23 protein-coding genes are annotated in these 25,085 nt (G+C 43.3%); 8 read left to right on the plus strand and 15 right to left on the minus strand.

What is annotated here, in order from left to right:
• The first annotated feature begins 240 nt into the window (after positions 1 to 240).
• A complete protein-coding gene (locus GPLA_RS13460) occupies positions 241 to 1,416 on the plus strand; it encodes an aspartyl protease family protein (RefSeq protein WP_153810565.1) in 1,176 nt (391 codons plus the stop codon).
• 93 nt (positions 1,417 to 1,509) lie between these two features.
• Positions 1,510 to 1,695, plus strand: a complete 186-nt coding sequence (locus GPLA_RS13465; RefSeq protein ID WP_007105468.1) for a hypothetical protein — start codon at positions 1,510 to 1,512, stop codon at positions 1,693 to 1,695.
• Between the two features lie 142 nt (positions 1,696 to 1,837).
• On the opposite strand, the gene GPLA_RS13470 is transcribed toward GPLA_RS13465, so the two are convergent.
• From GPLA_RS13470 to GPLA_RS13500, 7 genes are all read right to left on the minus strand, one after another.
• A complete protein-coding gene (locus GPLA_RS13470; protein ID WP_007105470.1) occupies positions 1,838 to 2,119 on the minus strand; it encodes a hypothetical protein in 282 nt (93 codons plus the stop codon).
• The gene (locus tag GPLA_RS13475) at positions 2,116 to 2,586 is read right to left on the minus strand and encodes a DUF4405 domain-containing protein (protein WP_007105471.1); all 471 of its coding nucleotides are present in this window, start codon (positions 2,584 to 2,586) and stop codon (positions 2,116 to 2,118) included. Before GPLA_RS13475 ends, GPLA_RS13470 begins: the two co-directional genes overlap by 4 nt.
• A 348-nt stretch (positions 2,587 to 2,934) precedes the next feature.
• Positions 2,935 to 3,393: a hypothetical protein gene (locus GPLA_RS13480; RefSeq protein ID WP_007105472.1), complete on the minus strand. Its 459-nt coding sequence runs from the start codon at positions 3,391 to 3,393 to the stop codon at positions 2,935 to 2,937.
• A 227-nt stretch (positions 3,394 to 3,620) separates the two neighbouring features.
• Entirely contained in the window at positions 3,621 to 3,995 is a 375-nt protein-coding gene (locus GPLA_RS13485) for a hypothetical protein (protein ID WP_007105473.1), read from the minus strand.
• 318 nt (positions 3,996 to 4,313) lie between these two features.
• Positions 4,314 to 4,676 (minus strand): hypothetical protein, encoded by a 363-nt coding sequence (locus tag GPLA_RS13490; protein ID WP_007105475.1) that lies wholly within the window; start codon positions 4,674 to 4,676, stop codon positions 4,314 to 4,316.
• Between the two features lie 193 nt (positions 4,677 to 4,869).
• Positions 4,870 to 5,646 (minus strand): 3-keto-disaccharide hydrolase, encoded by a 777-nt coding sequence (locus tag GPLA_RS13495; protein WP_007105476.1) that lies wholly within the window; start codon positions 5,644 to 5,646, stop codon positions 4,870 to 4,872.
• 169 nt (positions 5,647 to 5,815) lie between these two features.
• A complete protein-coding gene (locus GPLA_RS13500; RefSeq protein WP_007105477.1) occupies positions 5,816 to 6,340 on the minus strand; it encodes a DUF1439 domain-containing protein in 525 nt (174 codons plus the stop codon).
• Positions 6,341 to 6,680: 340 nt separating this feature from the next.
• On the opposite strand from GPLA_RS13500, the gene GPLA_RS22975 reads away from it, so the two are divergent.
• The 3 genes from GPLA_RS22975 to GPLA_RS13515 all read left to right on the plus strand — a co-directional run bounded on the left by GPLA_RS22975 (position 6,681) and on the right by GPLA_RS13515 (position 9,448).
• Complete coding sequence (locus tag GPLA_RS22975; protein WP_051997680.1) at positions 6,681 to 7,385, plus strand: hypothetical protein; 705 nt, start codon at positions 6,681 to 6,683, stop codon at positions 7,383 to 7,385.
• Positions 7,386 to 7,571: 186 nt separating this feature from the next.
• Positions 7,572 to 8,843 (plus strand): O-acetylhomoserine aminocarboxypropyltransferase/cysteine synthase family protein, encoded by a 1,272-nt coding sequence (locus GPLA_RS13510; RefSeq protein WP_007105480.1) that lies wholly within the window; start codon positions 7,572 to 7,574, stop codon positions 8,841 to 8,843.
• 218 nt (positions 8,844 to 9,061) lie between these two features.
• Positions 9,062 to 9,448, plus strand: a complete 387-nt coding sequence (locus GPLA_RS13515; protein WP_007105481.1) for a DUF2306 domain-containing protein — start codon at positions 9,062 to 9,064, stop codon at positions 9,446 to 9,448.
• 88 nt (positions 9,449 to 9,536) lie between these two features.
• On the opposite strand, the gene GPLA_RS13520 is transcribed toward GPLA_RS13515, so the two are convergent.
• The 3 genes from GPLA_RS13520 to GPLA_RS13530 form a co-directional block, all read right to left on the minus strand.
• The gene (locus tag GPLA_RS13520; RefSeq protein ID WP_007105482.1) at positions 9,537 to 10,595 is read right to left on the minus strand and encodes an alkaline phosphatase D family protein; all 1,059 of its coding nucleotides are present in this window, start codon (positions 10,593 to 10,595) and stop codon (positions 9,537 to 9,539) included.
• 4 nt (positions 10,596 to 10,599) lie between these two features.
• A complete protein-coding gene (locus tag GPLA_RS13525; RefSeq protein WP_007105483.1) occupies positions 10,600 to 11,772 on the minus strand; it encodes an alkaline phosphatase family protein in 1,173 nt (390 codons plus the stop codon).
• 91 nt (positions 11,773 to 11,863) lie between these two features.
• Positions 11,864 to 14,209 carry a TonB-dependent receptor domain-containing protein gene (locus GPLA_RS13530; protein WP_007105484.1) on the minus strand — a complete coding sequence of 782 codons (2,346 nt, stop codon included), beginning with the start codon at positions 14,207 to 14,209 and terminating at the stop codon, positions 11,864 to 11,866.
• Positions 14,210 to 14,525: 316 nt separating this feature from the next.
• Here GPLA_RS13530 and GPLA_RS13535 point away from each other — a divergent pair, with 316 nt between their 5' ends.
• Together GPLA_RS13535 and GPLA_RS13540 are read left to right on the plus strand one after the other, a co-directional pair.
• Positions 14,526 to 15,215, plus strand: coding sequence for a response regulator transcription factor (locus GPLA_RS13535; RefSeq protein WP_007105485.1), 690 nt, complete (start codon positions 14,526 to 14,528; stop codon positions 15,213 to 15,215).
• Complete coding sequence (locus GPLA_RS13540) at positions 15,212 to 16,588, plus strand: sensor histidine kinase (protein ID WP_007105486.1); 1,377 nt, start codon at positions 15,212 to 15,214, stop codon at positions 16,586 to 16,588. The genes GPLA_RS13535 and GPLA_RS13540 overlap by 4 nt, the downstream gene beginning before the upstream one ends.
• On the opposite strand, the gene GPLA_RS13545 is transcribed toward GPLA_RS13540, so the two are convergent.
• The 5 genes from GPLA_RS13545 to GPLA_RS13565 all read right to left on the minus strand — a co-directional run bounded on the left by GPLA_RS13545 (position 16,569) and on the right by GPLA_RS13565 (position 22,706).
• Positions 16,569 to 17,753 (minus strand): PepSY-associated TM helix domain-containing protein, encoded by a 1,185-nt coding sequence (locus tag GPLA_RS13545; RefSeq protein WP_007105487.1) that lies wholly within the window; start codon positions 17,751 to 17,753, stop codon positions 16,569 to 16,571. The two genes, GPLA_RS13540 and GPLA_RS13545, sit on opposite strands and share 20 nt — an antisense overlap.
• Positions 17,754 to 17,773: 20 nt before the next feature.
• Positions 17,774 to 19,819, minus strand: a complete 2,046-nt coding sequence (locus GPLA_RS13550) for a TonB-dependent receptor (protein WP_007105488.1) — start codon at positions 19,817 to 19,819, stop codon at positions 17,774 to 17,776.
• A gap of 201 nt (positions 19,820 to 20,020) precedes the next feature.
• On the minus strand, positions 20,021 to 20,884 hold the full coding sequence (gene djlA, locus GPLA_RS13555; RefSeq protein ID WP_007105489.1) for a co-chaperone DjlA: 864 nt from the start codon (positions 20,882 to 20,884) through the stop codon (positions 20,021 to 20,023).
• 37 nt (positions 20,885 to 20,921) lie between these two features.
• Complete coding sequence (murU, locus tag GPLA_RS13560; RefSeq protein ID WP_007105490.1) at positions 20,922 to 21,635, minus strand: N-acetylmuramate alpha-1-phosphate uridylyltransferase MurU; 714 nt, start codon at positions 21,633 to 21,635, stop codon at positions 20,922 to 20,924.
• Positions 21,636 to 21,668: 33 nt separating this feature from the next.
• Positions 21,669 to 22,706, minus strand: a complete 1,038-nt coding sequence (locus GPLA_RS13565) for an aminoglycoside phosphotransferase family protein (RefSeq protein WP_007105491.1) — start codon at positions 22,704 to 22,706, stop codon at positions 21,669 to 21,671.
• A gap of 97 nt (positions 22,707 to 22,803) precedes the next feature.
• Here GPLA_RS13565 and GPLA_RS13570 point away from each other — a divergent pair, with 97 nt between their 5' ends.
• A complete protein-coding gene (locus GPLA_RS13570) occupies positions 22,804 to 25,068 on the plus strand; it encodes an LPS-assembly protein LptD (protein ID WP_007105492.1) in 2,265 nt (754 codons plus the stop codon).
• The last annotated feature ends 17 nt before the right edge of the window (positions 25,069 to 25,085 follow it).

The raw sequence follows: 25,085 nt of genomic DNA on the forward strand, positions 1-25,085 counted from the left end.
CTTTGAGTGTAATACCGCTATTCAAGCGACTCAACCACTCCTGTAAAACAGAAATAAATTATTACAAATAAGATATTAATTATTGTATAACAATAATTTTTTACTGTTAAGTTTAATTATAAATATCAAAGGAGAATACCATGAACGATATAAGTTTCAATTTTCTTAAATCATCAAATATTAAAATCACGCTGCTCGTTTTTTTTCTTGTTGGCCTTGTCAGGCTGCAAAGCGTGGGAAATGGCAAGTTACCGATGGCATAGCGCACTAGCCAAACCCGGCTGGTCAAATGTCAAAATGCAATCATCAATACCGTTTAGCATGATAAATGGTCATATTTTAGTGAAGGTTAACGTCAACGATAGTGCGCCGTTAACCTTCGTCCTAGATTCCGGAGCTGAAGCTACCGTGATCACGCAAACAGCTGCGACCATGTTGCTTAACTTACCAAAAAATAAGCCTATCACTATTTCTGGGGCAGGCGACAAAGGTGATCCTATTGCCTATGTGGTTAACGATATACGTATTGATGTGGGCGACTTCTATATTAAAAACATGCCGATTATTTACGCCCCAACGGAAGCCATGCCGTTCGCCTCAGTAGCAGAAACCTACTTTGACGGTGTACTTGGGGCTGACTTTTTCAATTGCTGTTTAGTCGAAATAAATCATGACCACAATACCCTGCTCATATTAAAACCCAGTGCATATAATGCAAAAAAATACGCCACTACAGATTGGCAAAAATTGGCTATTGAAGTTCAAGACAATACCCCCTACCTCACAACCGAGATACATGACGGTTCAGCTAAAAAAACGGTAAAAGTGATGTTAGACACAGGTGCAACCGGGGCACTAAGTTTGTTCGCTGGTAACAACGATTTTGCAATACCCGCTAAAACTTATCTGGCGAGTACTGTTGGTATTAGCGGCACTACGTCTAACTATGTTGGAATACTACCTACTCTGTATTTTGGGGATCATCGATTCACTCAACTCCCGACGTATTTCAGAACAGTGGGCAGTAACTCACAACGTAACAGCCACGGCGTGTTAGGTAATCAAGTTATGCAAAAGTTTAACCTAGTGTTTAACTTTCAAGATCAAAAAATATGGATTCAACCTAACAAAAATAATGCCGTTCCAATATTATTAGACCACTCTGGATTATCGCTATGGCCCCACCCCAAAGGTGCCATCGTAAAAGAGATTGCACAAGATACAGGTGCTTCGGCGCTTAATATATCGCTAGGCAGTATTGTGACCAGCATTAACAATACTCAGATAACACATACCAACTTTGATCGCTTAAAGGGATTGTTTTCCAGCACAGCGCGGTCTTCATTGCCATTATGTTGGCAAGACGCGGGCATGTCATATTGCGACAGCCTAACGTTGGCATCAAGGCTGAAATGAAAGTCTTGTGCGCGTCATTACTAGATAATTCCCGCCAAAATAGCTGAAGTCAAAAATAGAAAATTCTCGTAAGCTTTACTCTAGAAATTCTGCATGACAACATCTAAATACTCTGATAGCCAAATATTGGCGATCCTTAACCAAGCCGAGGGCGGTATAAACCCAACAACAACGGCTGAACTAAAGAAGCTTGACGTAAATACCTTTATGGCGGTGATCATAGAGGATACATGGACGAACCTTTTCGTATTATTCACCGTTAGTGACAGACAAGGCTAGGCCTTATGTCATATAAGAAATTAGCCATACCCGTTCGCTTGACCCTTCGCAACATACGTTTTCAAACGTCTGATATAGCGTTTACTACTGTTCATTTATCTAAGGGACGATATTTACCCATGAGCCTTGAACGCCAGTTATTTTATCTGGCGCGCCCTATTACCTGAGTCAATTTCAACCATAAAAGGGTTAACAACAAAGGGATCCCAATGAGTATAAGTTCTTTTACAAAAGGCAGAACATACAGCAAAAAAGAGGGAATATTCGGTCCTTCTCCTTCATCTGCGCCATGAGAATACCCCCGCAGGTTTATCTGCTGAGCCCAAGGCGTTACATCCAGCCCCATCAGCAAAATGCTGACACCGATAGAAATCAATAACACCACAACTAAGCGTGTCTTCCACTGATATTGGAGATATTTCATTGCGCAGGCGCCCTTTTGCCCATCCGTTTAGTGAGATTCACTATCCAGCTCCAATGCAGCGCCAAGTGAATTCCTAACATCGGCATAATCAAAGTAGCCGAATCATGGTGGATCTTGGACCAAAAATCTTGTATTTCGAAGCTGATACTCATTGCTGGTAATAAGGCAACGGAGACTAAAAAACCACTGACAGTGGCCAATAACATAACCACATACAACAGGTAATTCCACACTAGGCTGAAGCGCTCTTTGGCTGAAATTTTAGCTGAGAAACGTCTTAAACTTTGCTTAATCCAATCCCAATGTAGTAATAAATGAATTGCAAAAGGCACCACAAATAATAAGCTCAACCACTCATGTAACGGCACCCCCGTCGTCTGCGGTGCAGATACCATCATAAAGCTAATCAGCAGTAAGGTATCCATCACATACCGGGTTTTCTGCAAATTTTGCGTCCAGTCTGACATAGCCAACACGACCTTTTTAATCTGTTATTAACAGGAAATAATTTTAATCGCCCCCAAAATTATGCTGAGTTCCACAATGAAGCGTTCGATTAAAGAGTGTGGATAAGCAGCATATAGTTGACATTATCTACTATTTTATAATAATGGATTATACTTGATAATATCAACTATTTTTTATAGCTGTATTTTGCTCGATGAAGGAAGTAAATGTGTTTCCCTGTTAGGTGATGTCTGAATACACATGTTAAAACATGCATATTCGGATCTGCATTTACAAAATAAACAATGAATTAGCGCAAAATCAACTTTGCTTTCTAAAATCATCAGCATATTCATTTGTCAGGCGTATCATGCACCCGCAGACATTCTTAGTAGCTGCGTTGAGCTCGTAATCACTAATTGCCGAAGCGTTCTTCCACTTTCAGTGAGATTATGACGAATATTGTCCCCCTCGTAGTTTTTGAGAATTTCTAATAACGCAGCATCTTCAAGCGCTTTGAGTCGACGCATGAAAATTTCCCTTGGTATGGTTGTTTGATAGGTAAAACCGATATTTTCAGAAAAGGACACGAGTAAAAATAAATCTAGTTCACCAACCGAAAGCTTACTCAATTTATGCAATTGCTCGACTGAAAGATCTTGAGCAGAGATTTGCTCATGAAGCTGCATTTCAACATTTCCAGCTTTAAGCGTACTTAACCTGCTCAGCATTTTAGAAATCTCTGTGCGCAAAACATACAACACAATAAGGACAACTAACGGCCAAGCAAGATCAGCTACTAATGCAGCAATGATTTCACTATTCATCTGTCAACTCCTTTGGGCGATCTAACGCCTTTAACTAACGAGACTTTGCATAAAATAAAGCAGACTCGACATCATTAACCAGCTTTCTGTTCTCGACTATAATATAAGGCTAAAATCCCATGACATTCAAACTGACCATACTAAGTTTTAAGGTCTGCTGTAACCTGCGTTAAATGTGTTTTCGATAAAAGTGACGACGCATATGAAGCAAACGACAGCTTTATCGATCATGCTTTAACAAACAACCTATTCTGCTTGGCATACATCCACGTTAGCCCAAAAAAGAGCAGCGTCAGCGCAAGGCAAATAACCTCAAACTGATCGCCAAGTACTTCGCGATACCGCTTAGACCAAAACAAGGCAAAAAGTCCATGAGCAGTGAGCAAAAAGCCACACCAGAAATTAACTCGTTTCGCCCAGTTGGTTTGGGTCAAACCATACCAAGCCAAATTACCTAATAGCACGGTTACCACCAACAAAATGCTGGGAATAATATAATGTTTACCTACAACAAAGGTTTGTAAAACAGCCAAGCCTGCCACTAATGCCAACAGCGCCATAAACCAATCTAAAGAATTCGCCCAACTAAGTGATTTTTTCATCGTGCCGCCGTTATAATTATTGTTAGCCTCATGCTACTGCAATAAGCGGCAACAAAACTAGCCAAAAATCAGTGATTTAATCAGCAAAGTGACCTATCTACACCCAGTATCAGTTTTCTGGGAATGCGTCGCCAACGCTCAAATAGCAATACACGAGTGCAGTTGATAAGTGTACAAGGCTAGTGATTGAAGCTTGAATAACAATATATTGCTGTTGGGCTTGATGACTAAGTGATGGGGCACGTTATCAGGGCCTGTCATCGCTCGTATTGATGCATGTCAGCAAAACTTATTCAGTCGCCGGTATGGTGCATTAAATTACTGTTTCACCAACATCAAGTCTGCTTGGGAGTCAACCAACATACAGCCACTTTCAATGGCTTTAATTTTGCGCTCTACGGTTTCATCAAATGCGCCCGTGGCAATAGCAGCGCGGCTACCAAATTCCCCTAAGATAACATTGAGTAAAATCGAGGTCGGTAAGACAGACGCCACCCCGTTTACCCACTTTTCTCGGGTGGTACTTTTGTGTGATTCAAGCGTCGCTATGTCTGCGCTTGCTTTATCACAATTGACGTCTTTATTTAGATGCTTTTGCGCCAGCTCATGACGCTTAACGGCAGAGGCACAGCCTGATAAAAATAACAGTGCAGTAACGCTGAGCAGAAGTAATGCTTTCATGGGGGGTAGCCACTTTTTGAAGTCAATGCAGCAGTGTAGGCAGGTTATTTTCCGAACAACAGTGTATAGCGGCCATTGTTATTGAATAGTGATAAACCACATACTTTAGTGATAACGTTCAACACAGATCAAACATATTAACCGTCAGCCTAATCCCGGCAACACTCACACAAGAACCACAACGGGTTAGCGCTTATTCTAGTTCTTTAATTTGCACATTCTTAAATTCAATCGGCTGACCTTCACTTTGCAAGGCGATGTAGCCTGACGTTAACACCTGACCATCCACTTGAAACTCCTGGCTCTGACCTTTAACGATTCTATCGTTACCATCTATCGTAGGATGGCTGTATTGCAATACGATTTGGCCATTAATTAACTGAGTGACAGAATCGCCTTCGACCACCAACTCAGCGCGCACCCATTGGTCCTTCCCAAGTGCGGGATGAGTAGACGACAAACAATGTTCTGGATAAATCTCACCTTCAAAAACAATATTGGTCCCGGGGGAGCACATATTGCCTGTCATGCGCTTTCCATCACCTAAGTCGGCTAAAAGTTGCATTTCCACTGACACAGGCCAGTCTTGGTGTTGATGTATCGACGCGGCAGATTGGCTGTGGAACATCACACCACTGTTTAATATCGCATGATCAGGGCCGCCTTTTTCAAATTGGCCACTAAAACGATAATCGACCCGAAGATGGAAGTTCTTAAAAGGCGTTTTATAAAAAATATGCCCAAATTCATCCACAAAGTCGTATTGGTCATAACGTACTTTGAGTAAACCATCCTCGACACGAAACGTATTACCGTAGTTATTCCCTGTTTCATGATGATTGATTTTCACCACCCAATCATCTAGATCCTTGCCATTAAATAAGGTCATCCATTGCTCAGATTCGCTTTGGGTAACACAGCCAAATAGCCCGCATATCATGGTGAAAATAAAAAAAACAGTTTTAAACATCCTGTGCTTCCTTACAGGTTAGACAAAATAAACGCCCAAAAATTGAGGCTCAACTAATCGATTAACTTTTCAGGCTAATAGCTAACTAAAACACCTAGGCGGTGCATTGATCTTAGGAAGTACAACAAGACTCATACTGATACGAAAGTGCAGATAAACCCAGTGGGCATTAAAACATTTCCAACGTAACAATCAACTTGCCTGCTTTTACTTCAACCGATTCAAGTGTTGCCTTGGCCAATTTCTGTTTTAAGTCGGCGTCATCCAGCACATAGATAGGCCGAGACTGCAAAATGGTACCCACCACAGATTGCAGTAATTTTTTGATTTCATCTTGTTGCTTGTCTGACACCTTATGTAAGTTGAGTTCCACCAGCTTGGCATTGGTGAAGTACAAGGCACCTTCCTCTTGGTTATACGTCAAACTGCCGGTGATATAGGTGCTACCGCTGCCGCTATATGTGCCTAACGCACTGGCTTTAATATTTGCCCCAATACCAATTTCGTTGCTTGCCTCGAGTAAATTTAATCTTGGCTCAGAAAGGGTCATGGTGATGAAATACTTGGTTCTAGTCATCGGCATGATGCTGCTCACCATCTCTTGTAGCTCTGCTTCAGTGAACTCTTGGGTATAAGCATATGCCTGGGTCCACGTCACACTCAGAAACAACATTGCGCCGAATAGATATTTCAATTTTCACCTCTTACTTTTTAACTAATATTCATCATAAACCTTATATTCGATATTACATCTTTCGACAACTTAACGACTAAATCTTTCTCAAGGTTTAAATAGAAAAATCCATGTAAGCAATTGATTTAAAATAAAAAAACCAAATTAAGCTAAAGTATACGTTTAATTAAATAGACTAGCTGGCATCATACAAACAGATAAATTAGTTCCCAGCGCCATAAATATATTAACGCTATTGGCGACCAATCGTTTATTACCAGCCCGTAATCCAGCTAAAGAGATCGTTATAACGTTTATCACTGTATTCATCATTACGTACAGAGTAACGGATAAGGATCTTATGAAAACCGTCTGTTATGGTATTTTTCTTGCGTTCTACATTCTGCCCATCGCTCATGCACACTCTGGCGAATCAGTCTCTGAAATAGATATTGGGTATGACAGTCACTATATATCTGAGGGACGTAATAATTTAACCGACGGTGGGATAGTGTGGACCACCCTATCACACGCGTTACGTGATGAATTTATGTTTATCGCTGCATATGGCCTCGCCACTCATGACAACGCCGATTACGATGAATTAAACCTCACGTTGGCCTACCAGCAGGAATTCGCTAATCTAGCATACACCCTAAGTTACACACGCTTAGCGTTTTTCAAAGATGGGCAATTTGACAATGAACTCGCCCTAAGCACACATGTAAATGGCCTATCCGTCGTTACTCCTACATTGGATCTGGTATATAGCACACAAGCCAACGGTTATTTTGCCGAGTTTGGCCTGCAAATAGAATTCGCGATCACACCGGAGATTTATTTCATTCCCTATGTGAAAGTAGCCTTTGATTATGGCTACGCTGATAGGGCTAATGACGGCCACAATCATTCGACTTTGGGTGGCGCAATGGATATTTCCTTGGGAAAGACACAGAGTATGCAACTCATCGCCGAACACGCTATTGGCGGCAGCTTTATTGCTCGCCAAGCAAATACTGAGCGCCAACAGTCCTGGCTTGGGGTGCACATCATTTCCCGTTTTTGAGCTCATTTTCAGTAAAACTAGTCATTCGCAACTAACAAAATCGTTGTTTTTTTGTTAACGCACTACAAAGCATCTAATTTAGCGCAGAAAATTCTGATAAAAGTCTAGTTTTTAGGCAAACCTTTGGTAATGTGAACCTTTAAACCATCCTGCGTTATTAACTGACTTACTATAAGAAGCTTGCCCATGAGAAAGGAAACTATCTGCATTCACGAGGGTTATGAAACAGACCCCACCACCAAATCTTGTGCTGTACCTATTTACCAAACCGTTGCTTATGAATTCGATAACGCCCAACACGGTGCGGATTTATTCGACTTAGCCGTTCCCGGCAATATATACACTCGGATAATGAACCCGACGTGGGACGTACTGGAAAAACGCGTGGCCGCCCTTGAAGGCGGTGTGGCTGGTCTTGTGGTATCAGCGGGCAGTGCGGCAATTCATTACGCCATTTTAACCATAGCCGAAGCAGGCGATAACATTGTAGCCACCCCGCAATTATATGGTGGCACCTATACCTTATTCGCGCATTTATTGCCTAAATTAGGTATAGACGTGCGCTTTGCTGAATCTGACCGTCCAGAACATTTAGCCAAATTAATGGATAATAAAACCAAAGCGGTATTTTGCGAAACCATTGGCAACCCAGCAGGTAATATTGTTGATATAGAGCCTATCGCCACTATGGCTCACAAACATGGGGTGCCATTAATCGTCGACAACACGGTTGCCACCCCTGCGTTGTTGAACCCTATTGAGTATGGCGCCGACATCGTTGTACATTCGTTGACTAAATACATGGGCGGCCATGGAAACTCCTTAGGCGGGATCATTGTCGACTCGGGTAAATTCCCTTGGGCTGAACATAAAGAACGCTTTGCCATGCTCAACGAACCTGAGCCCGCCTATCACGGCGTGGTATATACCCGCGATTTTGGTGCTGCGGCGTTTATTGCCCGCGCCCGAACAGTTCCCTTGCGTAACACAGGATCAGCGTTATCCCCTATCAACGCATTTATGTTGATGCAAGGCATGGAAACACTGCCCCTGCGCATGGAACGCCACTGTGATAACGCCATCGCAGTAGCTAAGTATCTTAAGGCCCACCCGAAGGTAGAATGGGTAAGTTATGCGGGACTTGAAGGCGATAAGTACCACGATCTCGCTAAAAAATACTTGAACGGCCGGCCATCGTCCTTAATGACGTTTGGTATTAAAGGTGGCTTTGACGCGGGCGTGAAGTTTTACGATGCCCTTAAATTGGTCAAGCGCTTAGTTAATATTGGTGATACTAAAACATTGGCTTGTCACCCTGCCTCGACAACCCATAGACAGCTAAATGAAGACGAGCTAAAAAGTGCAGGTATCAGTTCAGAAATGCTGCGCTTATGCATTGGTATCGAACATATCGACGATATACAAGCCGACCTAGCCCAGGCATTTGACGCGGTATAAACGTTTTTATCATAACTGGCCGCTGTTTTGAGTCATTCAGACAGCGGTTTTTTTTGCCTAGGTGTAATCCCCCCAGCATTGAATAATGAGCTCCAGCATTGTAGTTTATTACCCAAACAAGCAAAAAATCACTCGGTAACACCATTAACCGAGCTTATAATCACGACTGTAAAAATACATAGGCGTATCTCAATACGATCTCCAAGGAACTGGAATACATGACCTACCTTCAACTTGCCTATTTTCATCTCGTCACCGTAATACCTGCATTTTTAATTGGCAGCTATTTATTGGCGAATCAAAAGGGCACGCGAATACATCGCGCATTGGGCAAGGTTTATATGATTTTAATGCTGATAACTGCACTAGCAACCTTGTTTATGAAGGCTGAAGTTGGCCCAGTGCTCATTGGCCATTTTGGCTATGTGCACCTATTTAGCTTGCTGGTCTTATATGCTGTACCCTCGGCGTATATCGCCGTGCGTAAGGGAAATATCGCCAAGCACAAACGCAGTATGATGTTACTTTACGTGGGCGCCATCTTAATTGCCGGGGGCTTTACATTTACCCCTGGCAGAATGATGTATGATTGGTTCTTCGCTTAACTACACTATCCCTAGTGTGCTGGCTCACCCCAGTGCTGATTAACTTACTTCTGGGTATAACGTCATATATCCCTATGTTTAGCGGGCGTTATCGAAGTGAAATCGCCTGTTGAATTTTTACTTCACCTTTCTCATCTTTTACGCTCATGATGACTTTGGTGGCACCATCGGCAAATTGAATATCAAGTATGCCGTAATTGGCTTTTGAAAAACTATGGCCCACCCGATGTTTATTCGGGCTGACTTGTTTCCATTCTTCAGTTAGACCTGAAGAGGTCATTTCCCATAATGGCTGCCCATTTTTACGCGTGATCTGGCTCATTTCACTCCAATGGGTGTCACCGCTGACAATCACCAGATTATTGATCGCAAACTGATCCAGTAGGTTAAGTAACTGCTGACGCTCCTGAGGAAAATTCGCCCAAGACTCCCAACCGCTAAATTCAGGTAGAAGCTGCAAACTTGAAGCTAAAATACGCACATCTGCTGGCTTTTTTAATTCCGTCGTTAACCACTGCCACTGGGCATCACTGAGCATTTTTTTACTTGCATCCGTGTGGGGTAAATAAGGACCTTGATTATTAGGTTTTTTCTTAAGGGTGTATTCAATACGACTCACGTGCTTTAGTGCATCTCGCTGCCAACGCAAGTCAGGCATAATCACTTGCACACGATTAGGCGCTTCACCATAAAAATAACTGGTATATATGCCATCAGGACGAGTGCGCCTCACACTGTTTTTAGGTTCATTAAAATAGTCAAGCATGACTTGCCGCGAAGCTTCTTTTTGCGGGTACTCCTTGCCCCCATCATTTTGACCAAAATCATGATCATCCCACATACCAATAGTTGGGGTAGTGGCCAGCATTTTTTGCATTCCTGGCTTTGACCACTGCTTTTTGTATTTTCCCTCAAGTTCCGCCATATCTTCGGTATCTCCGTAGACATTATCGCCGAGCAACATGAATAAATCCGCTTGCTCTTGCAGCATTGGTTGCCAAATAGGCTGGACTTTATCTTGATGCAAACAGGAGCCTACCAGCACTTTAAAATGTCCGCTCGTATGGCGACTGGGCGTTTGCTCACTGTGTGCTTGCATACTTATCAGGGTAAATATGCCCAGCCAAATTACTTTGTATATTCTCATTTTATTACTCACTGTTAGTCTGACTTTGCCCATTCACTATCGGTAACGCTTGGCCGATTGGCGCGCCATTGATTTTGGCGTAGTCACCGGGATCTTTCTCAAGTAATTCCAGCGCGGTAGCTGCAATCTGATTTAAGCTGAAGGTTTCGCTAGCACGTAATTCCCCCATAGGCTTGGCATCAGGCCCTATTGCCGCCATCCAAACTTGATTGGAACCCGCTATGCCTTGTTTGTGCGTCGCTAAATCATTTAAATAACCTTGTGTGGCTTTCGGGCTAGCATGATGCTGCCAAGTGTCATTGTGCTCACCACGACCATGATCCACGGTGATCAGCAGATTGGTATTGCCCTTATATTGCGCCAGCGACTGCAATGTTTGCCACAGACGTTTAATAAATGCATCACTGCGATGGGCCGAACTGAGATAAGCGGGATAATCACCGTCATGGGCAAAATCATCGGTTTCCCCCAGTGCCACATAAATGACCTTAGGTCGCTTAGCTAAAATATAATCTTGGGCAAAACCAACGGTAAATGCATCAAGACGTACATTATGCCATGGACTAGGAATATCCTCTTGCAAACTATTTAACCATTTTGTATTCGCCGACAAGTTATCCCAAGCAGCAGGCATAAAACCAGCATTTATCGGTAACTTGCTGCGTTCTTGGTTAATAATGGCAGGAAATACAGCCCAACTACCAAATACAGCAACTTGATCTTGATAACCATTTTGCTTATTAAGCCATTCTAGTATCGTCACATTAGGGTTGGGCAGTGGTTTATTTGAATCTATGTCCTCATCCCCTTTACCGGTCAATATTTCGTTATACCCTGGATATGAAAACCACCAATTATTGCTTACTTGCATCGCCGATTGTTTATCGCGGTTACCTAGAAGTACACCTTGCTTGGCAATCACTTTCCATAAAAATGGCATCAGTTTCTGGCGTTTGTCATGTAACGACTCACCGCCAAATTTGTCGGCGATCAATTGTGCATCATGCTTAAATTCCGGCTTGGCTAATAGGCTTGCTTCGTAGCCACGGAACACTTCCTGCCAACGCAATCCATCAATACTGATGATCAGCAGGTTGTCTGCGGCGTGATTAGGGCGACTGATTAACAACACAAGTAGCGTATAGAACAAGACAAGGATAGATTTTTTCTGTTGCATAAGGCTCTCAAAACTTAATAAGGAAATACTCATTGATTAGCATTAAAAAAGGCGAGCCTAAGCTCGCCTTTACCGTTTTTAGGTAGCTGGATTAAAAACGTGCTTGCGCATTAAATGCCGCCGTACGCGGTGCACCAATCCAAGCTGATTGCCCTGCAATACCGCCAAGGTAGCTTTCGTCAAACATATTATTTACCGTAAAACGTAAATCGATAGATTGAATACCTTGAATTGGTGCATCAAGACTGACCCCCGCATAGAAGTCAGTCACTAAGTACGCCTCAGCTACTTGTGTGTTTGCGGCATCAATAAAGCGATCATCAACCCATTTGCTTGAAGAGCCAATAAAGTAGTTGCCACGTGTCCAGTCGAGTGACACAACGGCCATATTCTCAGGTGAGCCAAATACGGTGTTGCCTTCAGGGAAGTCAATTGAGCCGTCTGTGTATTGTGAATCGTTGTAAGTGTATGAGCTATACACTGACAATTCATCGGTCACGTTGAACGACAGTGATGCTTCAAAACCGGATGATTCAATACCACCTACGTTGACATAACTACCGTTGGTACCGATTAAATAATCGATGCCATCAGGTGAATCTGGGGCAATAAAGGTCAAACGGTTGTCAAACTTGATGCTGTAATAGGTCAAGCTAGCGTTGATGTTTTGCGAAACATAACGCAAACCTACATCCACGTTTTCTGCCGTTTCAGGCTCTACTAGGGTTAACGTTGATGCGTCACGTTCCAGTACCGTATCTTTAATCGCAGCAAAGTTTTCAGCATAACCAGCGAATACCTCTAAACCATCAATCGGCGTTTGCGCCACGATACCACCAGAGAACAAGGTATCTGAATCAGAATTTAACTCAGCCTTGTTAGCTGCCTCAAAGTTATCTTGACGTTCTAAGTCTACGAAGAAACGCTTCATACCTAAGCGCACACTTGCCCAGCCCATGTCCAACTCGTCTTCAGCGAAAACCATTAGGGTTTCAACTGGGAATTCACGTGAATACTGGACCCAGTAAGGGGTGTGATCGAATTCGAAACTGCTGCTAGAATCTAAGATTTTATGCCAATCGCGCGATTCTTCGCGATTGTAATCTTCGTACCAAATGCCGCCGCGTAACGTGTTATCCATATCATTGATTTGTGTGTACCAAGCGAAATCCGCATCAAAACCAAAGCGTTCCTTTTGATAATGGGTGTGACGGTATGAGCCAACTGGAATAGCCCCTTGTGTATAACAACCTGGGTCATACTCTGGCCCTGCACCACCGTATGGTGCAGAGATAGAGCTTTCGCAGCCATCAATAGGACTCATCGCTAAACCACTCGCATTAACAAATAATAATTGGCCCAATGCGCTGCCACCATAAACGGTATTACCGGATGTCAGTTCAGAGTGCGCAACGCCTTCGCCGTCTGCTGTTACATCGACAACATACTGTGGAACCCAATCACCACGGCCTTCGTTGTCGTGGTAATAAACGTTTCCCGAAACTTCGAAGTTGTCAGTTTTGTAGTCAGCGCTCAAATAGGCAAACAGGTTTTCACGTAAGCTTGACCACGCTTGGCGAAAGACTTGGTCCACATAAGGAATGCCAACCCATTCACCGGATAGGCCATCAGTCTCTGGATTTTGCTCGAACTGCGCTAAGCTGACACGTTGGTAGTTATCTTCGTGGACATCATCCCACGAGAAATAACCTTTAATGTCTACATCCTTAACCACTGTCATAAACTTAGCCGCTAGGTGGTCACGCTTGTTCTCAGCGGTTTGCGTCACCCAGTCGGTATTTTCACTGGTGGATGCACTGAACCATGCATAGGTATCAGCGGCAATTTCGCCGGTTTCATAACGCACGAAATACTTCTGCGCATCAAAGCTACCACCAGAAATGCTGACGAGCATTGACTCTTCCATGCCAGGATCAATCGTGGTGAAGTTCAACGTGCCGCCAAGCGCTTCATTTGAACGTGAAGCAATATCACCTGTACCTTGAGATACCTCAACACGGCCCAAATTTTCAGTGTCGATGTAACGGTTGGCTTTTGCCCCGCCACCATAGTTAGAGTTGCCGTTAGCAATACCGTCAATGGTGATACCGATTTGCTGTTCATCTAGGCTTAACTGAAAACCACGAATCGACACAGTCGTTGACCAATCGTCAGAACCAAAGGTATCACCCTCGTTGATCAAAACACCCGGTAGATTATCAATCACAGCAAGGGCGCTGGTAAGTGAACTTTGTTGCTTTGCCATCTCATCAGATGTTTGGTTATTGGCGTAAGAAACGCTTTTACCTACAACGGTAATTTCTTCAATTGCTGCATCATCTGGTGCTTCTTGGGCAACAGCGCTGCTGATGACTGATTGGCTGCTTATCGCCATTGCAACGCAAAGCGCTAAGTGTGTTTTAGCTGTCGTTTTCATGTGTGTGCATTCTCTTAGGATTATAAAGACCGCAACAATGTGACGACTTAGCGTTACAGTTTGAGTGCAAAATAATGACGATATTGTGACGAGTTAAGCTACTGAATTATCGAAGATATTAATTAAGAGTAAGATTACATTGGCCTCAAACCAAGTTATGAGTTGGGAAAAGTTGAATCGACAAAGACTGAAGGTATTTTTGCCGGTAAAAGGTCCTCTTCACACTGATTGACCTTAAAACAAGAATGATTAAACTTGAAAACAAGAATGATTATCAATAAGATTATTTAACATATCATTACCCTTCCACTCTATTATGCCTATCCCTCACATCTTGATCATCGAAGACGACGCGACCTTGAGTGACCAAGTTGCTAGGCTACTCGAAGAAAAAGGATTTAACACTCAGCAGTGCCTCGATGGTCAAAAGGGGCTGCTGTCTGCGTTGCAAAATAGCTTCGACTTGATTTTGTTAGACGTACTACTGCCTTCTCTGAATGGCTTTTCTATTTTGAATCAAATACGACGCGTAAAACAGACGCCGATCATGATGATCACCGCTTGCGGTGCAGAGCAAGAGCGCATTGAGGGCTACCGCAAAGGCGCAGATGATTACTTGCCTAAACCGTTTAATTTTACCGAAATGATGTTACGCATTGAAGCGTTATTACGTCGTAGTCAGCACCCAGTGGAGCGAGTCACTCAATCCTCGCAACTTCAAATAGGCCAGTTACACCTCAATCGCAGCAAGCAGCAGGTATTTTTTGCCGATAAGTCAGTCGAGCTGACCCCAATTCAATTTAGATTACTTTGGGTGCTGCTTGCAAATCAACACGAAGTCATGAGTAAGGCTTTCCTATACCATAGTGTGTTGGACCGGCCGTTTAGTCGCTATGACCGAAGCCTAGATATGCATGTAAGCCGTGTACGCAAAAAACTGGTAGAAGCAGGTATGTCACCAGAACGCTTACTTACAATGCATGGAAAAGGTTATCAATTTACATGAAAAACACGCTTTTCTGGCGACTTTGCGCGTTTATAGCATTCGGAACTGTTTTACTATTTTGGGCATTAAGCTGGTTAACTAACCACACAGAAACCAGCATGAGTTTTATCGATGCTGACCACCAACAGCAATTATTAGACTATGGAAAGCAAGCTGAAAGAATTTTACGCTATGAAGGCGAGGCGTCTCTGGCGAGCTGGTTACAAGATCTTCAACAAAAAGAAGATACATGGGCTGCGGTAGTGAGATCAAATATCACTCCTTTTGCCGATTCATCATTGCCAAATCAATATATTGAGAGATTTCAACTTGGTCGAAGTGTCGAGTGGAAAATTCACCTGTACTTTGAGGAGAATCCCACCATGGAAATACCTTTTTCCGATGCATCTAGCCATTTATTAATTCGACTACCACAACGAATGCGCCCCGGTGCGTTTCTTATTTACGCAAAAGTATTTTTACAAATTGCTCTGCCCTTAATATTACTCAGTATCTTAAGCTTTGTTCTGTATCAACACGTAATGACACCACTGCGAAGATTAGAAAATGCCACCAACGCGTTTAGTGAAGGGAAACTTGATGTAAGGGTTAGCCCGTATTTATCAGTGAGAAATGACGAACTCACGCGTCTTGCAGCCACGTTCGATCATATGGCTGAGCGGATAAGTAAACTCATTTATAACCAAAGGCAACTACTCGCCGACTTGTCTCATGAACTGCGCACTCCACTCACTAGAATTGATATGGCTGTGGATTTCGTAGAACAAAATATAAACCCTAAACAAGCTCTCGAACGACTCAGATCTGAAGCATCGACTATGCGTAATCTTGTTGAAGACACACTCACGTTAGCTTGGCTCAATAACGAGTCGCCGCGACTTAACAATGATGATTTTGACTTAGTCGAATTATTAGACGTTATCTGTGAAGATGCGCGTTTTGAGTACCCTGATCGTAGATTAACTTCTGTTTTACCAGAAAATGTACTTATCACCCACAGTAGCCAAATCGCTCTAGGACAAGCGATAGAGAACATTATTCGTAATGCACTGCGCCACACACCGACAGAAAGCGAAGTGAATGTCTCGTTCGCGAACTGCAATAATCAGTACACTCTTATCGTACGCGATCAAGGTACGGGGGTGCCGGATGAAATGTTATCCGATATATTCAAACCCTTTTTCCGCGTGGACAAAGCAAGAAGTTCAGACAGCAGGTTAGCCCCAACACAAAATAATCATGGCTTCGGCCTAGGGCTTGCGTTGGCTCATAGACAAATTGCAGCGGTGGGCGGCACAATAAAAGCCCTTAACTATTACAGTGAGAAAGGCCATCGAGCTGGCCTACAAATTATTATTTCAATTCCCCATTGAGTGGTCTTATATTTTGGTACATTTTACGGTGCTTTTTTCGCTCAAGAGGGGTACTAATTAATCGTCGCCACGCCAGTAAAAAACCCGTATATACCAAAATACACGTCAATAATGAGACGATACCTGCGATAGTCTGGCCTATCACACCAAAGTATTCTCCAGTATGTAAAAAGCGTGCAGTTCCCCATGCTTGCCCTCCACTCGACCAGTCTGATTTATGCTGCACTTTAGAAACATCACCGCTGCGAGTGTTGAAATAAAGCGAATAGGCGAGCTCTTGTCTATGACCAATACTTTTATCAATGTAAAAACGCGCTTCGTTTTTAACCTCACCCATTTCTAACCACATAGAGTGCCAATCAGCAAAGTCGTTGTTTTTAGCATGCTCTATCGCCAACTGAAATAAGGACTCATAAGGCACTTCATCAGCTAGAAGGTTAGCGACCTCGTCATGCTTTTCTCGTTGAGGTACACTCTCACCAAAAGCGCCATAGAGCGCCTCATTCGCCCATGAAAAGTGAAAAATCGTGGCTGTCAGCGCAATAACAAACAAAGGAGGTAAACACCAAATTCCAAATACTAAGTGCCATTGGCGATTGCGGTGCGCAGAGTTTTTGTAGCGTATAGGCAACCAGAGGTACTGTTTCAGGGAATTGCGATTAATACGCTTGGGTAACCATAAATACAGACCACTTAGCAGTAGAAATATAAACACTAGGTTAGCGTACGCGGTGATATTTTTTCCTATCACCCGTGATTCCCCCTCAAGCATTAAATAACGATGAAAATCTGTGACATGATGAAAAAAATCAGCGACGAAACCCTCGCCATTACGCAGTATCTTGCCAGTGTAGGGATGAAGTAAATAACTATTATTTCCTGCCCAAGCCGGTATAGCAGCCCCATTATTATTCACCCAACGGATAAAAATATGATGCTCGCTAGGGTGTCGCTGCTGTAATATTTCGACGACCTCATCGGTACTGATCCGCTTAGAAAATGGCGTGGGCGTAACGCTGTAGCTCATGTCACTAAACTCGATAATCTGTCGTTCGTAAGTTAATAAAAAACCACTCGCTGACATACACAGCACAAATACGCCCGCCAGTAGTCCAGTTATCAGGTGGGTCCAAAAGACCCACTTCTTTAACAATTTAAAGTTCATCAGCAAATATCAACTAACCGCTAAAAATCGTATGACACAGACAATCTTATGTCTCTACCGGCTTCATTAGGTCCAATAACCGTAGGAAATACCTCACTGTAGTCCCCAACACTTGAGTGATCGATATATAACTTATCAAATAAATTGGTAACTGCTAAATTAACCAGAAGGCTATCTGTGACATGCCACTTTCCGTAGATATCCACTGTGGTATAACTGGGCTTATTTAAACGATATAAGCTATCAGTCCAACCTAAGTCCACAGCTTGGTGCAAGGTATCTATGTCTAGTGAATCAACCTTTGTAATACTGAATCCCACACTGGCATCCGTATTAATGTCGTAGTCGGCCCCTGCGACCCATGTATTGCCTCGGCTATTTCCCAAACCAACAAATTCATAACCATTAATATCAATTGATGAATAACTAACATCGTATAAGTCGTCTCTGGGTTTTAGCTCCGTATCAGTGTTTGCGAAACCGAGAAATAAATCGACTCCGTTCCAGCGATAGGCCACGTCAAACTCAACACCATTTGTATCGAGCGCGCCTATGTTGTTGAATACAGCATTGCCTTCATATCCTTCAAAGATGACATCATCGAGTGAAGAGCGATAAACGCTTAACTTGGCGTTCAAATTGCTGGCATTATATTCGATTGATGCTTCAATATTTTCTACTGTTTCAGGCACTAAATCGCTCGCCACCACAGGGATATCAGAACCATCATATAGATAACCATCAATGGTAAATCCATCACCGATTTGCTTGCCTCTAGCTGCTTGAGCGTAGCCTAAGCCCAAGGTCCATGCCTGGGTTAGCTCATAAGCAAGTCCCACGTTAACACTGATTTCTGAGTCGTCTAAAGAAGCGGCAACATCTGTCACTTGCTCGCCGTAGTACTCATCAAGCAAGATGTTTTGCTGAAATTCGTAGTCATCATATCGAACGCCGTAACTGAGCAGTAATTCAGGTGTCAGGTCACTATAGCCTTGTGCATAAATGCCCAAAACACTGCCTTCTTCAGCATTTTCAGTGGCTCCTTGGGCAGGTCCACTGGTCACTTCATCGTTACGATAATCAATTCCGTATACGAATTTATGCAGTCCTGTTTCGCTCGTATTACGTAAATCAAAGCCGTAGGAGTCAATTTCTGCTAACCAGTCAAAACGGCCACCGCGAAAAGAGGAGTCTGTTTGATAGGCTGTTGCTTCGACATGTACTAAGGCACTGTGTGCAAAACGATAATTAGCGACATAGGTATCACGCTCGGCTTCGCTTGGGTATAGTGCCGCGCCCTCCAATACGGCCCAGTTAGGGCGTGCTGAAAACTCACCTTCTTCGTCTCGTTGCTCAACGCTTAATGACAAAAACTGATTATCACTGATGTCACCACTGATCTTTAAAAATGCCATATCCTGGTCAGCAGCCGTGCCAACAATCTTATTGCCATTACCGTCTTCCATGTTGTCACGATCGATAGTGCTGTAATAACCTAGCACTCCCCAAGAATCACTTAGCTTGCCATATAGGCTCGCGCTATAACGAGTACCGTCATTTGAAAAATAGTTTGCTTTAACGCGTCCGCCGAATTGTTCATCACTTTTTAGCAAATCTTGTGCATCTTTGGTTTTAAACCGGATTGAACCACCAATAGCACCAGGCCCACTTGTTGCTTCACCCGCTCCAGCTTGTACATCAATTTGCTGTAACAGATCCGGGTCAATTGTCACGCGTCCAATGTGATGGAACAATGTCGATGTTTGCTGAGCACCGTCGACTGTAACATTTAGAAATGCATCCTCTAAGCCCCGAATATAAATTTTTTGGGCAACACCCACTGAGCCACCGACACTGACTGAAGGTGAGTAACGGAAGATATCTGCGAGATCACTGGCTTGGTACTGCTCTATATCTTCAGCGGTAATACTGAGGTTAGTGGCCGCACCAACCACTGATATTTTCTCAACGACTGAGGTACCTTCAGTTTCTTTTATCTTTGTATCAGCAAATGCTAAAGCACTTGTCAATGTGCATACTGCACTGACGAACACGCGTGTTTTCAAGAAAAGCTCCCTATTTATTATAATATTCAAATAAGAAGCATTCTCATTAAGTTTGACGTAAAAGCCTAGTACTTTTACATTTGTTACATTTGAAGTCGTTCGCTAGCTTATAAATAGAGTGTGTTAGGTCTAAAAAGCACGTTTCAGATCAGCTATGGCTGCTTGGATAGCAGCCATATGTCTAATATCAAGGAAGGAAGATCAGCGCATGCCGCGCTTTTCTTTGATCATTTCGTAGGCGGCTTGAATGTCTTGGGCTTTATTCTTTGCCAACTCTAAGGCCTGCTTGGGCAAGCCTTTAGAGACTAATTTATCAGGATGATGCTCGCTCATAAGTTTACGATAAGCCTTTTTAACGTCTTTATCGTCATCAGACTTACTCGCACCCAAAATTTGGTAGGCATCGTCTAACGACTGCTGTGTTGAATATGTCGATTGACTGCCTTGCTGGCTGTGACCCCGCTGGGAGGAATGCGCGCCTGATCTTTGCCCACCGCGCTGGCGAAAACGTATCTCGGCCTCGTAAACAGACAGTAAATACAGTAGCTCGTTTTGTTTAAAACCAAGGTGGCGAGCAACTGTTTCTAACACTTTTTGCTCGGCTTTATCCATGCGCCCATCAACATAAGCTGCTTGGATCAAGATTTCTAGAAAGACCTGTAATACGTCGCGTCGGCCGTTACATGACTCGTTAAACTCCACCAGTATTTCGCGTAGGGCGAAATCGGCTTCTTTACCTTCTCGAAACGCTTGTTGAGCCTCTTTTCGAGTATCACCTTCCAGTCCCATTTGATCCATTAAGGCACTGGCCATTTTTATCTCAACGTCGGTGACCTTGCCATCAGCTTTGGCTATGTGTCCTAAAACAGAGAATAATGCGTGAAAAAATATTGCCTGCTTTTTGAAGTCTCCCTGACTGGTAAAAAAACCACTGAAACCGCCCATTTGATTAAAATCTTGGCTATAGCCCTTATCAAACATATGGCCGACCACGAAACCTAAAATTGCCCCGGGAATACGCCCAAACATAAAACCAAAGATGGTACCTAAAATCTTGCCAATCATTCTTTACCCTGCGTTTAAATTAATGTGGTTACTTCGGCTAATTCAATTGCGCCAAACGTTGAGGAGTACCGATATCAGTCCATGCACCTGTATATAAGGTTCCGGATACCCGTTTTTGCGCCATAGCTTCAGTTAATACCGGCGCCAGACGTAAATTGCCCTGGGGCAAATGGCTAAACAGCGCACGACTGTATACCCCGATACCGCTGAAGGTGTATTTGACACCGTCAGTATCCTTAGATAACAACTTTGACACCTGTTGATCTTGCAAATAAAAATCACCGTTAGGATGGTGTGGGGGGTTTGGCACTAAAATCAAGTGTGCAAGTTGAGCTTCATGCCCTTGTTCGTTGATTTTTTCTCTTACGGAAGTCAGCATATTGGCGAAGGAAAAATCGCTAAAGATATCGCCATTGACCACCAAAAAATGACTTTCATTTTCTGCATCACATAGTAGCGGTAGCGCTTGAATAATGCCGCCAGCAGTTTCTAATGCCGTTTCTTCTTTGGAGTAATGTATGGCCAGATTATACCGACTACCGTCCCCCAAACGATCTACAATTTTGTGCCCTAACCAAGCATGATTAATCACAACGCGCTCGATACCGGCCTGGGCTAAGTGCTCAAGATGGTATTCAATCAATGCTTTGCCTTTAACCTCTAATAAGGGTTTAGGAATGGTGTCTGTTAACGGGCGCATGCGCTCTCCCCGTCCGGCCGCCAAGATCATGGCGGTGTTAATCTGCTTCATCACGGCATCCCATATTTAATAATGTCTAGCGCATCAGCCTTTGCTGCTAGCAAGAGACACCACTTTCGTTTTCCGTGAACTTGGGGCAGTCAATACATTGGGTAAAACCTGTTGTTCAATAAAATCAGAGAACGCTTGTAACTGTGGATACAGTTTACCAATGTCCACTAAATAGCCCAACGTACGCGGAATATCTCCTAAGTAATCGCTCTTACCATCCCTATGATGCAGGCGAGCAAAGATACCACTGGCTTTTATGTGACGTTGCATACCCGTTAAATCGAACCAACGTGTAAATTGCGCGAGGGAATACTGTGCATAAAATTGCCCATGAAATACTTGCAACCAATTGCTCACCCATTTATCTGGCCAGCGGCGATAACAATCGCGCAATAACGAGACCGCATCGTACGTAATGGGGCCAACAACGGCATCCTGAAAATCGATCACGCCAATTGCGTTATTGTCTAACATCATCAAATTACGTGAATGAAAATCACGATGCACACCCACCTTGGGCTGTTCGAAAAAGTTGTCAGCCAGAATATTGAATGTGTCCGTTAATATGGTCTTTTGCGCGGGCGTAATTGTTAGCCCTAAATGCACGTTGAGTAACCATTGGCTGAATATTTCAAACTCGGCACTGAAAAGTTTATGATCATAGACAGGCAAAGGTGCTTGAGATGTAGCCACACATTGCTGTACCTTTGGCAAGAGAGCCAACGCTTGGGAATAAAGTGGTTGGCTACTTTCATCGTTTAAACGATGAGCAAGTTGTACGTCACCAAAATCATTGAGGCAGTAAAACCCAAGCCCATGATCGCTGGCCAAAATATCTGGCACGCATAGACCTTTGGTGGCAAGAAGTTCGGCGACAAGTGCAAATTTATGACTGTCTTCAAACTTTGGTGGTGCGTCCACCGCAATAATAGAACGCCCCTCGAAGGCAAAGCGAAAGTAGCGCCTGAAACTGGCATCACCGTAAACCATGTGTAGTTGTTGACACAAAAAAGGTGTGGAATGATTAATCCAATCCATCAATTGTGCTTGTCTTTGTGCCAGTGGGCTCACTTAGGACCTCGTATTGGGGTAAAATTTGACAGCGAAGAATGGCGAAATATAGCTTTTTTTGCAAGTCTACTAGTAAATCTGCGTGAAACCCTTAAAATTGGAGCTTAACTCCCGTGACTTTAACCATTATCAGGCTGCCTTTTTACCCTACCGTATGAAAAACAAGCAACCTCTTCATGTGCTCTTTTTCTCTGTGTGCTCGCTCAGCTCTGTAGCCCAAGAAACGTGCCCAGCACCTGCAAATACTTTCGTGGTAGAGAAACGCCTGCCGAACGGACAAATTCAAGTTATATCTAATATGACCTCAATTCAGCAAGATAATTTTGCAGAATTTGCAGGTAATGTGGAAATAACCAACAAAGACTCGCTAATTAATGCAAATAAAGCGCGTATTAACCGAACTACTCAGCAATTAATTGCCTCAGGGGATGTGACCTACCAAAATCCTCAATTGAGCGTCACCAGCCAAGAAGTTCTGCTGAACACGCAAAACAATCGCATGCAAATTGCCGACACAGAATACGAATTTACGACGTTGAATGCCAGAGGTCAGGCTGACTTACTCGTTATTGACCAAACACAAGGTGTGGAGCTAAATGGCGTGACCTTTTCCACTTGCCCAAGAGGGCAAGAAGATTGGTTAGTCCACGCTGACAGTATCAAGGTCATGCCAGATGAAACTCGCGGTGTTGCGCGCAATGCTTTTTTCTATGTGCAAGATATCCCTATTTTTTATCTGCCGTATTATTCCTTTCCGGTGACAGACGCCCGTGAAACAGGTTTGTTGTTTCCTAAAATCGGCAGTAGCAGTAGTAGCGGATTTGACTTTGAGCAACCCTATTATTTGAATCTCGCCCCCCAATACGACGCCACTATTAGCCCTAGATATATGAGTAATCGAGGCTTACAGTTAAAAACCGAATTTCGCTATTTGACTGAGCAAAATAGCGGTCAAATCGACATAGAATATTTAGCCAACGATGCTGATTCTACCACCAACGAGGATCGTTATTTTTATCGATTTACCCATAAAGGTGCGTTAACAGACGACTGGCAAGTCAATGTGGACTTCAACGGTTTAAGCGACGATAACTACATAGTTGATTTAGGTTCTGACTATTACAACTCGGCGGATACACACCTGTTTAGAACACTCGGGCTACATTATTATTCAGAGTCCCTAGACTTCAGTATCCAGTTGCGTGACTTTGAAATTTTGGGCGATCATGACGACACCTATCGAGCCTTACCTGAATTAAAATTAGACTATGTCACAGATTTACCGGCCGGTTTTCAATTCGATATACATTCTGAATTAGCCAGATTTGATAATGCCAACGGTACTAGCCCTAAGGCAACTCGGGCGCACATAGCCCCTACCCTTAGTTTTCCTTATGAAAACAGTTGGGGCGAATTTCTTGCTGAAACATCCATAATGCATACCGTTTATCGCCAAGAAAACATTGAAGGTACGAGTTTATCCCGTGATGCATCGCGCACCTTAGGACAGGCAAAATTATACGGTGCTGTAGTATTTGAACGCCAAGCTGATTGGTTCGGTCACTCCGTAACCCAAACATTGGAACCTCGCGCTCAGTATCTTTACACCAGCTTCGAAGACCAGTCTGATATTGGTTTATATGACACCACTCGTTTATTTAATGATTTCGCTGGCCTGTTTAGAGGTCAGGAATTTACTGGGCTAGACCGTATTAGCGACAAGAATCAAATGACCCTAGGGATCACCTCACGAATAATTGATGAAGATAATAGGGAACAATTTAAACTTAGCTTGGGTCAGATTTTCTATCTTGAGGACAACAAAGTAACCGCAGCAAATAAAGAAAATGATCGTTCAGCTTTGGCAGCAGAGTTAGATTGGCGCATCGGAAGTAAGTGGTCAGCCCACAGTGAAGTGCAAGTATCGACACAAACTGACAAGGTGGAACGCAGCAGTGTTGGCCTCGAGTATCGACTTGCCAGAGACAAAATGCTGCAAATAAACCACCGTTATGTACGTGATTTATCCGGTGAGCAAATCAACCAGTTAGGGTTTACCGCAAGTTGGCCGGTAGCCCGAGATTGGTATTGGGTTGGTCGATGGTATCGAGATATTGATCGTCATCGCACAATTGAAAGCTACACAGGATTGCAATATGAATCCTGTTGTTGGGCACTGCGTATTGTTGCGCAACGTCAACTAACCAGTCGTTTCGATGATGATGGTTTACAAAGTACCGATGAGTTCGACTCAGGTATTGCGGTGCAATTCTTGTTTAAAGGAATTGGCGGCGATAGTTCAGGGCGCGATATGTTAGAAGATGGATTGTTCGGCTATCGACAGGCTTATCTGTTAGATTAGCCCAAGGCATAATAAAA

The organism is Paraglaciecola polaris LMG 21857, assembly GCF_000315055.1.
GTDB lineage: Bacteria > Pseudomonadota > Gammaproteobacteria > Enterobacterales > Alteromonadaceae > Paraglaciecola > Paraglaciecola polaris.

What these genes read in the sequence shown, in the direction of transcription:
- GPLA_RS13460 (WP_153810565.1), top strand. Translation starts at nt 241, where the DNA reads ATGGCAAGTTACCGATGGCATAGCGCACTAGCCAAACCCGGCTGGTCA.
- GPLA_RS13465 (WP_007105468.1), top strand. Translation starts at nt 1,510, where the DNA reads ATGACAACATCTAAATACTCTGATAGCCAAATATTGGCGATCCTTAAC.
- GPLA_RS13470 (WP_007105470.1), bottom strand. Translation starts at nt 2,119, where the DNA reads ATGAAATATCTCCAATATCAGTGGAAGACACGCTTAGTTGTGGTGTTA.
- GPLA_RS13475 (WP_007105471.1), bottom strand. Translation starts at nt 2,586, where the DNA reads ATGTCAGACTGGACGCAAAATTTGCAGAAAACCCGGTATGTGATGGAT.
- GPLA_RS13480 (WP_007105472.1), bottom strand. Translation starts at nt 3,393, where the DNA reads ATGAATAGTGAAATCATTGCTGCATTAGTAGCTGATCTTGCTTGGCCG.
- GPLA_RS13485 (WP_007105473.1), bottom strand. Translation starts at nt 3,995, where the DNA reads ATGAAAAAATCACTTAGTTGGGCGAATTCTTTAGATTGGTTTATGGCG.
- GPLA_RS13490 (WP_007105475.1), bottom strand. Translation starts at nt 4,676, where the DNA reads ATGAAAGCATTACTTCTGCTCAGCGTTACTGCACTGTTATTTTTATCA.
- GPLA_RS13495 (WP_007105476.1), bottom strand. Translation starts at nt 5,646, where the DNA reads ATGTTTAAAACTGTTTTTTTTATTTTCACCATGATATGCGGGCTATTT.
- GPLA_RS22975 (WP_051997680.1), top strand. Translation starts at nt 6,681, where the DNA reads ATGAAAACCGTCTGTTATGGTATTTTTCTTGCGTTCTACATTCTGCCC.
- GPLA_RS13510 (WP_007105480.1), top strand. Translation starts at nt 7,572, where the DNA reads ATGAGAAAGGAAACTATCTGCATTCACGAGGGTTATGAAACAGACCCC.
- GPLA_RS13515 (WP_007105481.1), top strand. Translation starts at nt 9,062, where the DNA reads ATGACCTACCTTCAACTTGCCTATTTTCATCTCGTCACCGTAATACCT.
- GPLA_RS13520 (WP_007105482.1), bottom strand. Translation starts at nt 10,595, where the DNA reads ATGAGAATATACAAAGTAATTTGGCTGGGCATATTTACCCTGATAAGT.
- GPLA_RS13525 (WP_007105483.1), bottom strand. Translation starts at nt 11,772, where the DNA reads ATGCAACAGAAAAAATCTATCCTTGTCTTGTTCTATACGCTACTTGTG.
- GPLA_RS13530 (WP_007105484.1), bottom strand. Translation starts at nt 14,209, where the DNA reads ATGAAAACGACAGCTAAAACACACTTAGCGCTTTGCGTTGCAATGGCG.
- GPLA_RS13535 (WP_007105485.1), top strand. Translation starts at nt 14,526, where the DNA reads ATGCCTATCCCTCACATCTTGATCATCGAAGACGACGCGACCTTGAGT.
- GPLA_RS13540 (WP_007105486.1), top strand. Translation starts at nt 15,212, where the DNA reads ATGAAAAACACGCTTTTCTGGCGACTTTGCGCGTTTATAGCATTCGGA.
- GPLA_RS13545 (WP_007105487.1), bottom strand. Translation starts at nt 17,753, where the DNA reads ATGAACTTTAAATTGTTAAAGAAGTGGGTCTTTTGGACCCACCTGATA.
- djlA (WP_007105489.1), bottom strand. Translation starts at nt 20,884, where the DNA reads ATGATTGGCAAGATTTTAGGTACCATCTTTGGTTTTATGTTTGGGCGT.
- murU (WP_007105490.1), bottom strand. Translation starts at nt 21,635, where the DNA reads ATGAAGCAGATTAACACCGCCATGATCTTGGCGGCCGGACGGGGAGAG.